General features: G+C 53.1%; 14 protein-coding genes and 5 tRNA genes. All 19 read right to left on the bottom strand.

Annotation, left to right across the window (positions count from 1 at the left end; translation table 11 throughout):
• Positions 1–136 precede the first annotated feature (136 nt).
• Positions 137–4294 carry a DNA-directed RNA polymerase subunit beta' gene (rpoC, locus tag ACK5LI_RS17015; protein ID WP_416951597.1) on the bottom strand — a complete coding sequence of 1386 codons (4158 nt, stop codon included), beginning with the start codon at positions 4292–4294 and terminating at the stop codon, positions 137–139.
• A 110-nt stretch (positions 4295–4404) separates the two neighbouring features.
• On the bottom strand, positions 4405–8538 hold the full coding sequence (gene rpoB, locus ACK5LI_RS17020; protein WP_416951599.1) for a DNA-directed RNA polymerase subunit beta: 4134 nt from the start codon (positions 8536–8538) through the stop codon (positions 4405–4407).
• Positions 8539–9031: 493 nt separating this feature from the next.
• Positions 9032–9412, bottom strand: a complete 381-nt coding sequence (gene rplL / locus ACK5LI_RS17025; RefSeq protein ID WP_416951601.1) for a 50S ribosomal protein L7/L12 — start codon at positions 9410–9412, stop codon at positions 9032–9034.
• A gap of 39 nt (positions 9413–9451) precedes the next feature.
• Positions 9452–9973 (bottom strand): 50S ribosomal protein L10, encoded by a 522-nt coding sequence (gene rplJ / locus ACK5LI_RS17030; protein ID WP_416951603.1) that lies wholly within the window; start codon positions 9971–9973, stop codon positions 9452–9454.
• Between the two features lie 179 nt (positions 9974–10152).
• Positions 10153–10860, bottom strand: coding sequence for a 50S ribosomal protein L1 (gene rplA / locus ACK5LI_RS17035; protein WP_416951605.1), 708 nt, complete (start codon positions 10858–10860; stop codon positions 10153–10155).
• Positions 10861–10954: 94 nt separating this feature from the next.
• Entirely contained in the window at positions 10955–11377 is a 423-nt protein-coding gene (rplK, locus tag ACK5LI_RS17040) for a 50S ribosomal protein L11 (RefSeq protein WP_416951607.1), read from the bottom strand.
• Between the two features lie 57 nt (positions 11378–11434).
• Positions 11435–11989 (bottom strand): transcription termination/antitermination protein NusG, encoded by a 555-nt coding sequence (gene nusG, locus ACK5LI_RS17045; RefSeq protein ID WP_416951609.1) that lies wholly within the window; start codon positions 11987–11989, stop codon positions 11435–11437.
• An 11-nt stretch (positions 11990–12000) separates the two neighbouring features.
• On the bottom strand, positions 12001–12252 hold the full coding sequence (gene secE, locus ACK5LI_RS17050) for a preprotein translocase subunit SecE (RefSeq protein WP_416951611.1): 252 nt from the start codon (positions 12250–12252) through the stop codon (positions 12001–12003).
• A 25-nt stretch (positions 12253–12277) separates the two neighbouring features.
• Positions 12278–12354, bottom strand: a tRNA-Trp gene (locus ACK5LI_RS17055).
• Between the two features lie 16 nt (positions 12355–12370).
• Positions 12371–12520 carry a 50S ribosomal protein L33 gene (gene rpmG, locus ACK5LI_RS17060; RefSeq protein ID WP_011368757.1) on the bottom strand — a complete coding sequence of 50 codons (150 nt, stop codon included), beginning with the start codon at positions 12518–12520 and terminating at the stop codon, positions 12371–12373.
• A 4-nt stretch (positions 12521–12524) separates the two neighbouring features.
• Positions 12525–13718, bottom strand: coding sequence for an elongation factor Tu (tuf, locus tag ACK5LI_RS17065; protein ID WP_416951613.1), 1194 nt, complete (start codon positions 13716–13718; stop codon positions 12525–12527).
• Positions 13719–13767: 49 nt separating this feature from the next.
• Positions 13768–13843 (bottom strand) — tRNA-Thr (locus ACK5LI_RS17070).
• Between the two features lie 36 nt (positions 13844–13879).
• Positions 13880–13956 (bottom strand) — tRNA-Gly (locus tag ACK5LI_RS17075).
• Between the two features lie 52 nt (positions 13957–14008).
• Positions 14009–14094 (bottom strand) — tRNA-Tyr (locus tag ACK5LI_RS17080).
• Positions 14095–14100: 6 nt separating this feature from the next.
• A tRNA-Thr gene (locus ACK5LI_RS17085) sits at positions 14101–14176 on the bottom strand.
• Between the two features lie 188 nt (positions 14177–14364).
• On the bottom strand, positions 14365–15282 hold the full coding sequence (gene lpxC / locus ACK5LI_RS17090) for a UDP-3-O-acyl-N-acetylglucosamine deacetylase (RefSeq protein WP_416951615.1): 918 nt from the start codon (positions 15280–15282) through the stop codon (positions 14365–14367).
• Between the two features lie 138 nt (positions 15283–15420).
• Complete coding sequence (gene prmC, locus ACK5LI_RS17095; RefSeq protein ID WP_416951617.1) at positions 15421–16320, bottom strand: peptide chain release factor N(5)-glutamine methyltransferase; 900 nt, start codon at positions 16318–16320, stop codon at positions 15421–15423.
• Positions 16321–17394, bottom strand: coding sequence for a peptide chain release factor 1 (gene prfA, locus ACK5LI_RS17100; protein WP_416951619.1), 1074 nt, complete (start codon positions 17392–17394; stop codon positions 16321–16323).
• Positions 17395–17399: 5 nt separating this feature from the next.
• The gene (locus ACK5LI_RS17105) at positions 17400–18308 is read right to left on the bottom strand and encodes a DUF1385 domain-containing protein (RefSeq protein ID WP_416951717.1); all 909 of its coding nucleotides are present in this window, start codon (positions 18306–18308) and stop codon (positions 17400–17402) included.
• Positions 18309–18466: the final 158 nt, after the last annotated feature.

Raw genomic sequence — 18466 nt, forward strand, 5'->3', positions numbered from 1 at the left:
ATGTGGCCGGATATTGTTTTTCGCACAGTGGTGGCAGGTTTGGCAAGCCGTGTGAAAAACACGTGCAGAATGCTTTCCGCGGATATTAAAAAAGGCCCCCGTTTCGGGGGCCTTTACTACTTACGTATGTTGCCGGTTAGTCAACAACAGGCTGAGGCGTGTCGATAAGATCTTCAAGGAACTTATCGGGGCGTTCTTTCTGTTCGGGCACCACGATGTCGGAGTGGACATATTCGCGGTAGCCGGTACCGGCAGGAATGAGACGACCAACAATAACGTTCTCTTTGAGACCGCGCAGGTGGTCGTTTTTGCCGCGCAGGGAAGCCTCGGTAAGAACCTTGGTGGTTTCCTGGAACGATGCGGCAGAGATGAAGGAAGACGTGGTCAGCGATGCCTGCGTGATACCCAGAACCAGCGGTTCTGCAGTTGCAGGTGTGCGGCCTTCGTCTGTAGCCTTCTGGTTTTCGATGCGGAACTCGGCCTTGTCCACCTGCTCGCCAACGAGGAAGCTGGTCTGACCGGGGTCAAGCACGGTAACCTTTTTCAGCATCTGACGTACGATAACTTCGATGTGCTTATCGTCGATACCAACGCCCTGGAAGCGGTAAACGTCTTGGATTTCGTCAACAAGGTAGTTTGCGAGGTGCTTTTCACCCTTGACGCCCAGAATGTCGTGCAGTTCAGGATGGCCTTCGGTGAGCAGTTCGCCTGCTTCAACAAAGTCGCCGTCGGTAACGGTGATATGCTTACCCTTAGGTACCAGATATTCTTTGGCATCGCCTGCTTCGGGGGTAACCACCAGCTTGCGCTTACCTTTGGTTTCTCCGGCAAAGGTAACAATACCGTCGATCTGCGAAACGACTGCCATATCTTTGGGCTTACGCACTTCAAAGAGTTCGGCAACGCGGGGCAGACCACCAACGATGTCCTTGGTCTTGGAGCTTTCACGCGGCTTACGGGCGATGATGTCGCCTGCGGTGATTTCCTGACCGTCGCGAACCATAAGGATCGCGCCGACCGGCAGCGAGTAGCTGGCCGGAATGTTGGACTCGGGACGGGTTTTTGTCACACCGTCGGCATCGCAGATGGCAACAGCCGGACGGAAGTTGGTCGTACGGTATTCAATAATGGTCTGCGTAGACATCTGGGTGGCTTCGTCGGCCTTTTCCTGGAAGGTTTTGCCTTCGATGATGTCGGTAAACTTGACGAGACCGTCCACTTCCGAAACGAAAGGTTCGTTGAAGGGGTCCCATTCTGCCAGCAGCTGACCTTTTTTGATTTCCTGTCCTTCTTCCACGTGCAGTTTTGCACCGGAAGGAAGTACATACTTTTCGCGCTCGCGGCCCTGTTCGTCCACGATTCCCAACTGACCGGACTTACCCATGACCATGTACTGGCCTTCGCGGTTGCGAACAGACTTGACGCGGTACATGACCACGCGGCCGGTGTGCTGGGCCTGAATGTTCGAACGTTCGATTTCACGCGAAGCCGTACCACCGATGTGGAAGGTACGCATGGTAAGCTGGGTGCCTGGTTCACCGATGGACTGTGCAGCGATGATACCTACGGTTTCACCGATGTTGACCACGTGGCCGCGTGCAAGGTCACGTCCGTAACATTTTGCGCAAACGCCTCTGTCAGAGCGGCAGGTAAGCGCGGAACGGATGTGAATGGAGCTGATGCCGGACTCGTCCAGCTTTTTCGCCACATTTTCATCGATGAGCGTGTTCGGGGGGAACAGCACTTCGTTGGTCCCGGGGTCGAGAACGGGGTACAGGGTGACACGACCCAGTACACGCTCTGCAAGACGCATTTTGATGTCGCCGCCCTTGATAAGGTGTCCGACTTCAAGACCGTCAACGGTACCGCAATCGTGTTCGCTGATGATAACGTCCTGAACGACGTCAACGAGACGACGGGTAAGGTAACCGGAGTTTGCGGTCTTAAGCGCGGTATCCGCAAGACCTTTACGAGCACCGTGCGTGGAGGTGAAGTACTGAAGCACCGAAAGACCTTCGCGGAAGCACGAGGTAATCGGAGTTTCGATAATTTCACCGGAAGGCTTGGCCATCAGACCACGCATACCGGCAAGCTGACGCATCTGGTCCTGGTTGCCTCGGGCACCGGAGTTGGACATCATGAAGATGGGGTTGAAGCTCGAGTTGAGTTCTTCTTTGCCCGTCTTTTCGTCACGCATGGTATCGTAGGAGATCTCTTTGATCATTTCCTGCGAAATGTCCTGCGTGGCTTTGGTCCAGACGTCCACAACCTTGTTGTATTTTTCCGTACGGGTAATGATACCGTCACGGTACTGGCGTTCGATGTTGTCCACTTCGGCCTGAGAATTGGCAAGAATGCCCTTCTTGGACTCGGGAATGGTCATATCTTTAACGCCGATGGTTACACCTGCACGGGTAGCAAACTCGTAACCGATGTCTTTCAGACGGTCACAAAGGATAACAGTAGCCTTGGTGCCGGCATCGCGGTAGGCGTTACCAACCAGACGTGCGATGTTCTTTTTGGTCAGAACGGTGTTGACCAGATCGAAATGCACACCTTCGGGGATAACTTCGCCCACGAGGATACGACCGGGGGTGGTGTCCAGCAGACGACCGTCGGGCATACGCACCTTGATGCGTGCATGCAGCGAAATGCTGCCGGCATCGTAAGCTGCAACAACTTCCCACGGACCGCAGAAAGCCATGCCTTCGCCTTTTTCAAACGAACGCTCAACAGTCATGTAGTACAGACCCAGAACGATATCCTGAGAAGGTACGATAACGGGAGTTCCGTTAGCGGGCGAAAGGATGTTGTTGGTAGACATCATCAGTACGCGGCATTCGATCTGTGCTTCGACCGAAAGCGGCACGTGAACAGCCATCTGGTCACCGTCAAAGTCCGCGTTGTATGCAGCGCAGACCAGCGGATGCAGCTGGATTGCCTTACCTTCAACAAGAAGGGGCTCAAAAGCCTGAATGCCCAGACGGTGCAGCGTGGGAGCACGGTTCAGCAGAATGGGGTACTCGCGTACCACTTCTTCCAGAATATCCCATACTACCAGTTCTTCGCGTTCCACCATTTTCTTTGCAGACTTAATGGTGGAGGCAAGGCCCCTTTCTTCCAGTTTGGAGTAGATAAAGGGCTTGAACAGCTCAAGAGCCATCTTTTTGGGCAGACCGCACTGGTGCAGCTTCAGCTTGGGACCTACAACAATAACGGAACGACCGGAGTAGTCGACACGTTTACCGAGCAGGTTCTGACGGAAGCGGCCCTGCTTACCCTTGATCATGTCGGAAAGCGACTTGAGGGGGCGGCCGTTGGTACCGGTGATCGCACGGCCACGACGGCCGTTGTCGAACAGGGCGTCAACAGATTCCTGCAACATACGCTTTTCGTTGCGGATGATGATGTCGGGCGCACCCAGTTCCATCAGACGCTTGAGGCGGTTGTTACGGTTGATGACGCGGCGGTACAGGTCGTTGAGGTCGGAGGTGGCGAAACGGCCGCCATCCAGCGGAACCAGAGGACGCAGCTCCGGCGGAATGACGGGAACAACTTCCATCACCATCCACTCGGGGCGGTTGTCGGACTCAAGGAACGCCTCAACGATTTTCAGGCGCTTGGTGAGCTTTTTCTTTTTGGTCTGCGAACGGGTGTTCTGCGACTCTTCACGCAGTTCGGCGCGCAGGCTTTCAAGGTCAAGCTCTTCCAGAAGCGAACGCACGGCTTCGGCACCCATGCCTACAACCAGAGCGTCTTCGCCGTAGTGATCAATAATCTGAAGGTACTGGTCTTCGGAGATAACCTGCAGCTTAGCAAGGCTGGTCGAACCCGGATCGAGAACGATGTAGGAGTCGAAGTACAGCACTTTTTCCAGATCAGCCATGGTCATGTCGAGCAGGGTGCCGATCTTGGAAGGCAGAGTCTTCAGGAACCAGATGTGCGCAACGGGCGCGGCCAGTTCGATGTGGCCCATACGCTCGCGGCGTACCTTTGACGCGATAACTTCTACACCGCACTTTTCACACACGATACCGCGGTGCTTCATGCGTTTGTACTTACCGCAGTTACACTCGTAGTCCTTTACGGGGCCGAAAATCTTTGCGCAGAAAAGACCATCGCGTTCAGGCTTGAACGTACGATAGTTGATGGTCTCCGGCTTTTTTACTTCACCGTAGGACCACTCGCGAATACTTTCCGGCGCGGCAATGGAAATCTGCATTGCCTTCAGATTGCGAATATTAGTCTGGCCGGCGGCAGTACCGCGCATGGTGAACAGATCGTCTAAGGTCATGTTACTACCCCACCAAAGTTGAATTGCAGCGGGTTTCTTGTCGCGCAGAGCGCGATAAAATCCTGTATTCAAACGGGGCGGCCTTTTTCGGGCCGCCCCGATACCGTTTTTTAGAAGGTGCTACCATCACCAAAGGTCATGATGCCGGCACGCTTGGGACGCTTTTTGCCCTCTTCCTGATGCAGGGTAACATCAAGGCCGAGAGACATGAGTTCCTTAACCAGAACGTTAAAGGACTCGGGCAGACCTGCTTCGAGGAAGTTGTCACCTTTGACGACTTTCTCGTACATCTTCACTCGGCCCGTCACGTCGTCAGACTTAACGGTGAGGAATTCCTGCAGCAGGTAGGCTGCGCCGTAAGCTTCCAGTGCCCAAACTTCCATTTCACCCAGACGCTGACCACCAAACTGTGCCTTACCACCCAGCGGCTGCTGAGTAACAAGAGAGTAGGGGCCGGTCGAACGGGCGTGAATCTTTTCGTCAACAAGGTGGTGCAGTTTCAGGATGTACATAACACCCGTGGTAACACGGTTATGGAACCTGTCACCGGTACGGCCGTCGTACAGTTCGGTCTTACCGTCGTTGGCAAGTCCTGCCTGCTCCATCCAGCTCCAGATCTGTTCTTCGGTTGCACCGTCGAAGACCGGAGTTTTGGTAACAATACCGTCACGCAGCTTGCGGACAGCCTTGACAAAGGTTTCGTCATCCATTGCATCCACTTCGGCAGAAAGGGTGTCGGATGCGAAAACAGTCTTTACCTGCTCGCGAACGGAGGCGAGAGCTTCGCCGCCTTCCAGCATCAGGGCAAGCTTACGGCCCATTTCTTTGGCAGCCCAGCCAAGGTGGGTTTCCATAATCTGCCCGATGTTCATACGCGAAGGAACACCCAGCGGGTTCAGCACGATGTCTACAGGGCGGCCGTCTGCAAAGAACGGCATGTCTTCCTGCGGCAGAATGCAGGATACGACACCCTTGTTACCGTGACGACCGGCCATTTTGTCACCCACGTTCAGCTTACGCTTAACGGCAATGTGTACTTTGGCCATTTTGATCACGCCGGGAGGCAGATCGTCGCCTTCGGTCACTTTTTCGCGCTTGGACTCGTACATGGCGTTGATGAACTCGATCTGACGATCGTAAGCTTCAAGCACTTCCTGTACAGTCTCATTGGTTTCCTTGCTCTTGAACAGGCCGGAAAGCTTTTTCACGGGCAGACCTTCCAGCATTTCTGCAGTAAGGGTCTGACCGGCTTCAGCGATCATTTCGCCTTTCTTCTGGCCTGCAAGGCCATAAGCAAGCTGCTTTCCTACCACCACTTCCGCAAGACGGTCGCGGGTGGTTTCGGTAAGGCCGCGGATGTGATCCTTTTCCTTCTGGTCCAGACGGGCAAGTTCGTAATCTTCGATGTTACGGGTGCGTTCGTCTTTTTCGCCGGAGCGGCGGTTGAACAGCTTCACATCGATTACGGTACCTTCGATTCCCGGCGGAACCTTCAGGGAGGTATTCTTAACGTCACGGGCTTTTTCGCCAAAGATGGCCCGCAGCAGCTTTTCTTCCGGAGTCAGCTGGGTTTCACCCTTGGGGGTGATTTTGCCGACCAGAATGTCATCGGGCTTAACGTTGGCGCCGATGCGGATGATGCCGCTACCGTCAAGGTTGCGCAGCATATCTTCGCCCACGTTGGGAATATCGCGGGTGATTTCTTCGGGTCCCAGCTTTGTGTCACGGGCGACGACTTCAAATTCTTCGATATGAACAGAAGTAAAGACGTCTTCCTTTACGCAGCGCTCGGAGATGAGGATGGAGTCCTCAAAGTTGTATCCGCACCAGGGCATGAACGCGACAACAAGGTTTTTACCAAGTGCCAGTTCACCATCTTCGATGCCGGGGCCGTCTGCCAGTACATCAAGCTTTTTGATGACCTGACCGCGGGTAACCAGCGGCTTCTGACCGAAGCAGGAACTCTGGTTGGACTTGTGGTACTTCTGAAGGTCGTAAGAACGTACACCGCCGGTAGCGGGGTACAGGTCGCCTTCGTAGGAAACCACAATGCGGTCAGCGTCGGCATAGCGGACGACACCGTCAGCTTCAGCGATGATACATGCACCGGAGTCGCGTGCCACGTCAGCTTCCATACCGGTGCCGACGATAGGCTTGGTGCTGCGCAGCAGCGGCACAGCCTGACGCTGCATGTTTGAACCCATGAGTGCGCGGTTCGCATCGTCATGCTCAAGGAAAGGAATCAGCGCAGCAGAGATGGAAACCATCTGGCTGGGCGAGATGTCCATGAGCGTAACTTCTTCGCGAGGCGTCATGATAACGTCGCCTCTCACTCGGGTTGTAATAAACTCATCAATGAAGCGGTGGTCTGCATCAAGGCGCGCGTTTGCCTGTGCCACGATTTCACCATGTTCGCTGGAAGCATCAAGGTACTTCACTTCATCGGTAACCTGACCGTCGCGTACAATGCGGTAGGGGGTTTCAATGAAGCCGAAGTCATTCACCTTGGCGTAGGTGGTCAGCGAAACAATAAGACCGATGTTCGGACCTTCAGGTGTTTCAATGGGGCAGATACGGCCGTAGTGCGAGGTGTGCACGTCACGTACTTCAAAGCCTGCGCGTTCACGGGTAAGACCGCCGGGGCCCAGCGCGGAAAGGCGACGTTTGTGCGTCACTTCGGACAGGGCGTTGGTCTGGTCCATGAACTGGGAAAGCTGAGAAGTGCCGAAGAACTCTTTCAACACAGCCTGAACAGGCTTGGGGTTGATGAGGTCATGCGGCATCAGCGTGGACACTTCCTGCAGGCTCATACGTTCCTTGATGGCACGTTCCATACGGACAAGACCGATGCGGTACTGGTTTTCCACCAGTTCACCTACGGGGCGAACGCGGCGGTTGCCCAGGTGGTCGATGTCGTCGGCGGGACCGTGAGTGTCCTTCAGGTGATTGAGCACCCGGATGGCGGTAAGGATATCGTCATCAGTAAGGGTGCGCAGGTCCTGAGAAGGGTCAAGGCCGAGACGCTGGTTCAGCTTGTAGCGACCTACGGGCGACAGATCGTAATAATCTGCATTGCGGAACAGGTTCTCAAAGAACGTGCTTGCAATTTCAGGCGTAGGCGGCGAGCTGGGACGCAGTCTGCGGTAAATTTCCACACGGGCCTGTTCCTGATCGACAGTTTTGTCGAGCAGCAGGGTGTCGCGGATGGAGGAAGAGGTGTCAGAGCCTCTGGTATGCAGCACGGGAATGCGCTTGATGCCGCATTCGCTCATGCGCTCCACCAGATCGGCAGTGATTTCATCAGCTGCTTCAGCCAGAACTTCACCGGTGTTTTCGTCCACGATGTCGTCGGCAAGGAACATGCCGTAAATCGAATCGGGGGCAACTTCGATGGAAGGAATGCCTGCTTCAAGCATCAGACGCCAGGAACGTTTGGTGTAGGGCTTGCCCTGCTTGGCGATTACCTTGCCTTCGGCATCGGTAACTTCAGCAAAGGCAATGTCCTTACGGTACATGTCCTTGTCCAGATCCCAGAAGATACGACCATCGTCCTCAAGCGTGTAGTATTCTTTTTTATAGAAGAACTCGAGGATGTCGGTCCGGCTCATGCCCATGGCTTTGAACAGGATGGTCGCAGGCATTTTGCGGCGACGGTCGATACGCACATAAAGAATGTCTTTATGGTCGTAATCGAAGTCGAGCCACGAACCGCGCATGGGAATGACACGGCAGCTGTACAGCACTTTACGGCTGGAGTGCGTTTTACCGGCGTCATGCTCGAAGATGATGCCGGGTGAGCGCTGCAGCTGGTTGACGATAACACGCTCTGTGCCGTTGATGATAAAGGTACCCTTTTCGGTCATCAGCGGCAGCGTGCCAAAGTAGATATCCTGTTCCTTGATATCGCGGATGGTACGATTCTCAGAATCTTCGTCCACATCGTATACGACAAGACGCACCTTGATACGAATAGGAGCTTCGTAGGTCAGGCCTTTTGCAATGCATTCTGCCTGATCGTACTTGGGCTCGCCTATTTCGTAGCTGACGTACTCAAGGCTTGCGGTCTTGTTAAAATCTTCGATGGGGAACACTGATCGGAACACACCTTCAAGCCCCTCATCGGGAGCAAGAGAGGCCGCGCCTTCCTGCAGGAACTTCTTGTAAGAGTCCACCTGAAGGTTGAGCAGGTGCGGAATCGGAAGAGTGACTTCGATCTTACCGAATTTTTTTGTGAGCTGGCCCATTTTTTCACCTCAGAAAGAGACGTTGTTCCGGAAGCGGCAATCCGCGACGCGTGCAAGCGAGACGCCCGGCAGGCCCGGAAAGTTCGGTGGCGCGAAAAGTTATTTCAGCGCGACACACTATGTCGTCGGTCGTAGTTTCCGATGCATGCGCGTATATGCAAAGGTCTGCTTTTTTACTCATGCAACGTGCAGCACGACCGTGAAAATCGTTGAGCACGAAAGAACGGGTGACGGCGCATAAAGCGACACCATCACCTGATGTTGTATGATTTCGGGTAGATATTTGTGCTTGTTTGGGAAGCAATGTACCGCCCGATACAGAAGTGCTTACACAGAATGGAGATTGGTTAACCAAATTTTTAATGTAGTCTAAATCTTTTCTGAGTGCAAGTTATTATGCAAAAAAGCTACGTGCCCGAAAGCAGAAGAGGCGCGGACACCAGTAAAAGAGTGCCCGCGCCTTGAATTCGCCTTAACGGCGACAAAGTCGAACTTATTTTACTTCGACTTCGGCACCAGCTTCTTTCAGCTGCTTTGCTGCTTCTTCAGCATCTTCCTTGGAAACGCCTTCTTTCAGAGCAGAAGGAGTACCGTCTACTTTTTCCTTGGCTTCTTTCAGGCCAAGGCCGGTCAGAGCGCGAACAACCTTGATCACAGCAATCTTGTTGGAGCCAGCGCTCTTCAGGATTACGTCGAACTCGGTCTTTTCTTCTTCAGCGGAAGCAGCAGCTTCAGCAGGAGCAGCAGCAACAGCGGCTACGGGAGCGGCAGCGGATACACCGAACTTTTCTTCCAGTTCCTTGATGAACTCGGAAAGTTCAAGAACGGTCATGCCAGCGATAAATTCAACTACTTGTTCTTTGGTCACGGACATTGGTAATCTCCTAAAAATAATAAAAGATGTCTTGTTGGGTTAAGCTGCTTCTTTCTGATCCTGAATAGCCTTGAGGGCGTACAGGAAGTTGCGCAGAAGGTTTGCGAAGAGGCAGACAAAGTTCGTGGGAACAGCGTTCATTGTGCCCAGTGCCTTGGCGAGCAGTTCCTGCTTGCCGGGCAGCTTTGCAAGGGCGTCAAGCTGAGCGTCATTGAGGTACTGCCCCTCAAGGCTGCCAAAACGAATGGCAAACAGCTTGCTTCCCTTACGGAATTCAACGAGCGCCTTAGCCACGGCCACGGGATCTTCCGACCCAAAGGCTACGCCGCAGTTCTCAGTGAACTTGTCCTTGAGAACGTCGTGCGCACCGTCGGTGAGGGCGATCCGTGCCAGAGTGTTCTTGACGACCTGATAGTCGCCGCCGCATTCACGCAGCTTAACTCTGAGACGGGTCAGCTCTTCCACCGGCATTCCTTTGAAGTCGGTCACAACTGCAATGGGAGCAGCTTCGGCTTTAGCCTTGAGCTGTTCAATAATTGCAGCTTTTTCAGACCTTTTCATGGAATCTCCTTAAAGCTAAGGGTGCCTAGTGGAAATGCCGAGCGAAGGAGATGTCTCGGCAGGTATTTACGGGCCAGGCCCAACCTGCTTTCTTCGACTCGAATTTCCTGTCCAATTGTCAACAAAGCTTGGGTGGTCAAAAACCACCCAAGCCAGATATCTTGACTACTCCCGAAGTACTAGCCTTCGAGGAAGCGTCTGATGTCGGTGGGATCAACCTTAAAGCCGGGGCCCATGGTGGTCGAAACCGACATAGTCTTCATGTAGGTGCCCTTTGCAGAAGAGGGCTTCAGGCGCTGAACGGTGTCGAGCAGTGCCTTAAGGTTTTCTGCAATCTTCTGGGGGCCGAAAGATACTTTACCCAGGGGAGCATGCAGAACACCAGCTTTGTCTACCTTGAACTCAACGCGGCCGGCTTTCACTTCGGAAACAGCCTTGGCTACGTCAAAGGTAACGGTGCCGGTCTTTGCGTTAGGCATCAGGCCACGGGGACCGAGCACACGACCGATCTGACCGACCAAAGCCATCACGTCAGGAGTGGCAATCGCGCTGTCAAAGTCCAGCATGCCGCCTTTAACCTGATCGACCAGGTCTTCTGCACCAACGATGTCAGCACCTGCTTCACGAGCTTCGGCCTGCTTTTCGCCTTTGCAGAATACTGCAACACGGACGGTCTTGCCGAGGCCGTGGGGCAGAGTCACAGCACCACGAACCATCTGGTCAGAGTACTTGGGGTCAACACCGAGACAAATTGCTACGTCTACGGTTTCATCAAATTTTGCAAACGAGGTTTCGAGGGACTTTGCAACCGCGTCCTCTACGGAGAAGCGGACCGCGAGATCCACATTTTCCGCTACCTTACGGTATTTTTTTCCGTGCTTGGGCATAATAACCCACCCCTTCTTATAATCTCCTGCCGCTTGATCACTAGATATAAATGCCGGCTAACCGGCAAACGGCAGTAATGTTGATTACGGAATGCTACTTAACGTCAATGCCCATGCTGCGTGCAGTACCAGCGATAGTCTTCGCTGCTGCAGCCAGATCCTTGGCAGAGAGGTCAGGCATCTTCAACTTGGCGATTTCTTCCACCTGCTCCATGGTTACCGTGCCTACTTTGGTCTTGTTGGGCTCACCGGAACCCTTTGCAACCTTAGCAGCCTTGATAAGCAGAACCGAGGCGGGGGGAGTTTTGGTAATAAAGGTGAAGGACCGGTCAGCGTAAGCGGTAATAACTACCGGGATTACCAAACCTTTCTGGTCCTGAGTGCGTGCGTTAAACGCTTTGCAGAACTCCATGATGTTCAGGCCGTGCTGACCCAGTGCGGGACCAACGGGCGGAGAAGGATTTGCTGCGCCTGCCTGAATCTGGAGTTTAATCTTTGCTATTTCTTTCTTAGCCATTGCTGTAACCTCTATGGGGATCACTGTCCTCTCAGACAGCGAATCGCATCGGTGTCACTAACCCTTGTTGACCTGAACGAAGTCCAGTTCAACAGGTGTCTGGCGGCCGAAGATGGATACGGACACCCTCAGCTTGCCCTTGTCATAATTAACGTCTTCCACAACGCCGTTAAAGCCGCCGAAAGGACCGTCAATAACCCGAACATCGTCTCCGCGCTCAAAGTTGAATTTCGGTCTCGGCTGTTCCTGACGTGATTCCATCATCGACAGAATCCGCTCGGCTTCACTGTCGCGCATGGGGGTAGGACGATTTTTTCCGCCAACAAACCCGGTAACGCGGTTTATGTTTTGCACAAGGTGCCAGGAGAAGTCTGTCATGGCCATTTTGACCATTATGTAACCAGGATAGAACTTGCGAGTAGAGGTACGCTTTTCGCCCTTTACCAGTTCGATAACCTTTTCAGTGGGAACAACGACTTCTTCGATAAGGCCTTGTGCTTCGCCGGTACGGATCATTTGTCTGATCGTTTGCTCGACGCGCTGCTCAAAGCCAGAGTAGGTGTGGACGATGTACCAGCGGGCTTTGATTTGGGGAGTGGTCGGCTCGGTCATTGGAACCCCCGCTAGGAAAGAATGTATTCCACGATCCTTGTCAGGCCTAAATCTACGATTCCAAGAAACAGGGACATGACAAAGACTAGAACCAAAACAGCGATGCTGGTGGCCATGGTCTCTTTTCGTGTAGGCCAAGTGACCTTACGAATTTCGACTTTGGATTCTTCGAGGAACTCTGTGAACTGAGTGAGCTTGGAACCCACACCGGTGTTAGCGGCGTCGGCGCTAGCTTTTTCAGCTTTATGATTTCTTTTCGCCATGATCGCCTCTAACTCAAGAAGAAAATGGCAGGGCAGGAGGGATTCGAACCCCCAACATGCGGTTTTGGAGACCGCCGCTCTAGCCGTTGGAGCTACTGCCCTGCGTTATGAAAACTACCTATTTGGTCTCACGGTGAAGAGTATGCTTCTTATCCCAAGGGCAATACTTTTTCACTTCCAGACGACCGGTAGTGTTCTTCTTGTTTTTATTGGTCGCGTAATTGCGCCGCTTGCACTCTGTGCAGGCAAGCTGAATATTAACGCGCATAATATTACTCCAGAATCTCGGAAACTACACCTGCGCCAACGGTACGGCCACCTTCGCGGATAGCGAAGCGCAGGCCCTGTTCCATAGCAACGGGGTGAATGAGTTCCACGATGAAGGTGGCGTTGTCACCGGGCATAACCATTTCCACGCCTTCTTCCAGACCGATGATACCAGTGATGTCAGTGGTACGGAAGTAGAACTGGGGACGGTAGCCGGAGAAGAACGGAGTATGACGGCCGCCTTCTTCCTTGGAGAGTACGTACACTTCAGCCTTGAACTTCTTGTGGGGAGTGATGGACTTGGGAGCAGCCAGAACCTGACCACGCTCAACTTCGTCACGCTTCACACCACGGAGCAGAACACCAACGTTGTCGCCGGCCTGACCCTGATCAAGAAGTTTACGGAACATTTCAACACCGGTGCAGGTGGTGGTCACGGTATCTTTGATACCAACGATTTCTACCTGCTCACCAACCTTGATGATACCACGCTCAACACGACCGGTAACAACGGTACCGCGGCCGGAGATCGAGAACACGTCTTCGATGGGCATCAGGAAGGCTTTTTCGATGTCACGCTCGGGCTCGGGAATGAAGCTGTCACAAGCGGCCAGCAGGTCGAGGATGGGCTTTGCAGCTTCATCGTCGGCGCTGTCGCACTCAAGAGCTTTCAGAGCGGAACCACGGACAACCGGAGTGTCGTCGCCGGGGAAGTCGTAGGTATCCAGAAGTTCGCGAACTTCCATTTCGACGAGTTCGAGAAGTTCTTCGTCGTCCACCATGTCGCACTTGTTCAGGAACACAACGATGCTGGGTACGCCAACCTGACGAGCAAGCAGGATGTGCTCACGGGTCTGGGGCATGGGACCGTCAGTAGCGGCAACAACGATGATTGCGCCGTCCATCTGAGCAGCACCGGTGATCATGTTCTTGATGTAGTCAGCGTGACCGGGGCAGTCCACGTGAGCGTAGTGACGAAGTTCAGTTTCGTACTCAACGTGAGCAGTTGCGATGGTAATACCACGCTCTTTTTCTTCAGGTGCCTTATCGATTTCGTCGTAAGCGATAGCTTTGGAGCCCATCTTGAGGCTGGCAATCTTGGTGATTGCTGCGGTCAGAGTGGTTTTACCGTGGTCAATGTGACCAATGGTGCCGATGTTAACATGCGGCTTTGTACGTTCAAATTTTTCCTTACCCATGAGTAATTCTCCCTGGCGTTATTTTTTCAGTTACTAACCAAAAAAAATATGGAGCCCACGAGCAGAATTGAACTGCTGACCTCGTCCTTACCAAGGACGCGCTCTACCTACTGAGCTACGTGGGCCAATTCTAAATAGCTATAGGGAGAACTCTGGCGGGATGGAGCGGGAAACGAGTCTCGAACTCGCAACCCTCAGCTTGGAAGGCTGATGCTCTAGCCAATTGAGCTATTCCCGCTATTGTGCCGTAGTTCTCCGACTTACGTCTCCTACAGCTCTTGAGCTTAGGGTGGTGGAGGGGGGAGGATTTGAACCTCCGAAGTCTTCCGACGACAGATTTACAGTCTGTTCCCTTTGGCCACTCGGGAACCCCTCCACTTTATGGAGCTGGCGATGGGACTCGAACCCGCAACCTGCTGATTACAAATCAGCTGCTCTGCCAGTTGAGCTACGCCAGCAACGAGGTTGAGTATCTATACGTGCCCCGCAGAAAAGGCAAGCGAAAATTGCAAGAAATTTGAAAAAAAATACCTATATTTCTTAACGCTATGTTTTTATTGTGTTTTTATGTATCGTTTGTTGACTTGCATATAAAGCAAAAGCCGCCTTTGTGGGCGGCTTTTGCTTGTTGTTCAGAGAGTTGCTGTTAAGCAGCCACAGGAGTCCCTGCGGGTGCTTCTTCATGTTCGTGTGTGGGTACTGCGGCTTCTGTGAGTGTTACCTTCTCGAGATATATGGATTTATGCTCGTGGACAGTGCGCAAAAAGCCGTTGTTTAATGCATGGCCGGAGCAGTGTACTTGAAAGTGACCCTGTAACGGTGCATCAAGTAGTGCCATGTCACCTATGAAATCGAGAATCTTGTGACGTACGAACTCGTCTTCGTATCGAAGTCCGTCCTCGTTGAGAACATTGTACTCATCTAAGACAATAGCGTTATCCAGTGAGCCACCCAGCGCAAGCCCGTTGCTGTGCAGGTATTCTACCTCACGCAGGAAACCGAAGGTTCGGGCTTTTGAAACAGTGGAAGCGAAAGCCTCGGGGGTAATTTCCAGTTCCATGGTCTGTCTGCCGATGGCGGGGTGGTCAAATTCGATGGTGTAATCAATCCGTAGCCCGTTGTGAGGCTTTGCTTTGATCCACTTTCCGTCGCGCTCAAACTTTACCGGTTTTTTAATCCGGTAAACTTCGCGGGCCTTACTCTGCTTCACGATTCCGACATCTTTCAGCAGCAGGACGAACGAGCCTGCGCTGCCGTCCATGATGGGGATCTCGTTACCTTCGATGTCAATCTGGATATTGTCGATCTGCATGCCGCGGATTGCAGCAAGCAGATGTTCCACGGTTGCCACGGATGAGCCGTTCAGGCCAAGTGTTGTGGCAAGCCCTGTGGCGATTACATCGTCAGGCTTTGGAGTAAGGCGGTGTGTTCCGTTATCAGTAGTAATATGAAATACGATGCCGGTGTCTTCGGGGGCGGGGCGAAGAGTAAGTCTTACAACCTTACCGCTATGTAGGCCGATGCCCGAGCATCTTATTGCTTTTTTGATGGTGGTCTGTTTCATAAACCCTCCGGTAAACTCAAATAAGCAATAACTATGCCGTTGCGGTGTATTCTTCTAACATTTTGATTTTACATGTTTTGGCATATGTATTTTTTGTTCCGCAATTGTGTTTTTTACGCACAGTGTGTTTTTTTTACATCAATCACAGCGACGTGCCAGAAGAGCCCTGTCCCGCCCTTCCAGATCTTTGAGTATATCCGCAACGTTCCATACCACGCCGGATGCTTCCACCAGCTTAAGGATGTCCGCACCCTGCTTCCATCCGAATTCCATAAGGAAAATGCCCCCCGGCTTTAGCCAGCGGTGCACCAGAGGAAGCAGGCGTTTAGCATCTTCCAGACCGCACGAATCTGTACAATCGGGTACAAGAGCAGATTTCGGTTCAAAGTTGCGTACGCCATGATCCAGTTCCGCATATTCGCGGTCGCTTATGTACGGAGGGTTAGAAATTATCATGTCGAATGATTCCGCACTGAATATGCCCGTGCTGAAGTCGGCACATATAAAATCAAGCTGTTGAGACACACTGTGCGTTTCAGCGTTGTTTTTGGCAACTGCCAGCGCTTTTGAACTTTTATCGACAGCTACACCATGACAAAGCGCTGACTCTGCAGCGAGGCTAACCGCAATGCATCCGCTACCCGTGCCGAGATCGGCAAAACGGAAAAGGCGGCCGGATGGTTGCCTGGATACTTCGTTAAGGGCTGTATCAATTAACAGCTCAGTATCGGGGCGGGGGATGAGAGTGTCTTGCGTAACCTTGAACTGGCGTCCATAGAAGTCCCGTTCGCCTGTCAGGTATGCGACAGGTTCGCCGTTGCCCCGCCGCAGAACAAGCTGTTCCGCAGCAGTATATTGTTCTTCGGTGAGTGGCGTGTCTCTGAGTACCAGCAGGCGGAGCCGTTCTATTTTCAGAACGTGCGCCAGCAGCATCTCTGCGGAGAGCCTTGGAGAATCAACCGCCTTCCCTGTCAGGTAGACAGAGAAGGCGGTAATAGTATCACGGATAGTGCGTGAAGCAGGAGCAGGTGAGATCATTTATTGTATGTTGGCCTGAGCCTGAAGTGCTTCGGTTTGTGCCTGCGTGATAAGGGCATCAAGCATTTCATCGATATGGCCTTCCATAAAGGAGTCAAGCTTGTACAGCGTCAGGTTGATGCGGTGATCTGTAACGCGTCCCTGCGGGAAGTTGTACGTGCGGATACGCCCTGAGCGGTCGCCGGTACCCACAAGGCTGCGGCGTTGCTCTGCCATTTCGGCGTGATGCTTGTCTTCCTGCGCCTGCAGCAGGCGGGAAGCAAGAATTTTTAGTGCCTTGGCTTTGTTTTTGTGCTGCGACTTTTCATCCTGACAGGCGACAGTGATGCCTGTGGGGATGTGGGTGACGCGTACGGCCGAGTCCGTGGTGTTAACAGACTGGCCGCCGGGGCCGGAAGAGCGGTACACATCAAAGCGCAGGTCTTCTGTCTTCATGTCCAGTTCTACATCGTCAGCTTCGGGCATAATGGCAACAGTGGCTGCAGAGGTGTGAATACGGCCCTGCGTTTCTGTAGCAGGCACACGTTGTACGCGGTGGGTGCCGGATTCAAACTTCATGCGGCTGTATACTTTGTCGCCGGAAATGAGTGCGATAATTTCCTTGTAGCCGCCGGAGTCTGTTTCCGAGCTGCTCAGCACTTCCACCCGCCAGCCAAGAGTTTCCGCATGGCGTATGTACATACGGAACAGGTCTGCGGCAAACAGGGCCGCTTCTTCACCACCAGTGCCGGCACGAATTTCAAGAACGACGTTCTTCTCGTCCATGGGGTCTTTAGGCAGCAGCAACAGAGTGAGCTCGTGCTCCATTTCGGGCAGGCGCTTTTCAATGGAATCGATTTCCTCTTTGGCCATTGCCTGAATATCAGGGTCGCTGTCGCGAAGCATATCCTTGTTTTCTGCCAGCTCGCCTGTCAGTCTGCGGTAATCGCGGAATACTTCCACGATTTCCTTGAGGTCGGAGTGCGCTTTGGTCAGCTTGCGGTAGCGTTCCTGATCATTGAAAATATCAGGAGCGCTGAGCTGCTGCTCCAGATCTTCGAACTGGCGTTCAAGGTGTTCAAGTTTAGAGAACATCGAAATTACTCCGAATAACTATATTCTGGGGTCTCAATTTCATTGCCGGCGTCAGGGCCCAGAGCTTCGCGCAGAGCTACTATGGCTACTTCGATCTGCTTTTCATCTGGCTCATGCGTAGTAAGCATCTGCAAAAGCATGCCCGGAGCGCTCAGGATTTTTCCGAGCAGCGAACCTTCCAGTCGTGCAGCTACCTTGATGATCTCATACGCCATAGCGCTGATAGGCAGCATAAGCAGCAGCTTAACGAAGATTATGAAAGCATGCTTGTAGATGGTCCCTTCAGGCGTCCATGCCATAAGCACAAGCGGGACAAGCACTGTGTGCAGAATAATGGAGATGGACAGCACAAAAAGCAGAAAAGTCGTGCCGCACCGTGGGTGCAATCTGCTGCGCAGAATCGCCGACGACGGTGTAACCGCGCCGCCCTGCTCGTAGGCCCAGATTACTTTGTGCTCGGCTCCGTGGTATTGGAATACGCGCCGGATGTCTGGTACAAAAGATATAGCCAGAATGTAGCCGATGAAAATAAGAAATTTGAACAGGCCGTCCCAGATGTGGAACGAAATGCCTTCTACGTCGCCGGAAAGTCCCAGCCATGTCATACCCATGGTGAACAGATGCGGCAGGACAACAAAAAGTCCCAGCGCCATGGCGATGGAGACGATAAGCGTTGCCACCAGATGCCACGGCTTCAGCTCTTCTTCACCTTCGTCGCCTTCTGCTACCTGCATGGCGGAGAAGTTGAGGGCTTTGATGCCGTTGACCATGGTTTCGACAAGGATAGGAAATCCGCGGACCCAGGGGCGTGCAAGCCACGTTGCGCGGGTAAGGCTGAACCACGGGCGTCTTTCGACAACAATGGTTCCGTCGGGGCGTCTGACTGCGATGGCAAGGCGGTCCTTGCTGCGCATCATAACCCCTTCCATGACAGCCTGACCGCCTACGGTACAGGCGGACTGGGAAAGTAACAGACGATTGATGGTGCCGGCGAACCGGCGGATGGTGCTTTTTATCACGTTTCCCCCGCGTACGGCAGGCTAGTAATGCTTCTCCCCGGGAACGCGCAAAA

The sequence above is a fragment of the Oleidesulfovibrio sp. genome, assembly GCF_047973035.1.
Lineage (GTDB): Bacteria > Desulfobacterota > Desulfovibrionia > Desulfovibrionales > Desulfovibrionaceae > Oleidesulfovibrio.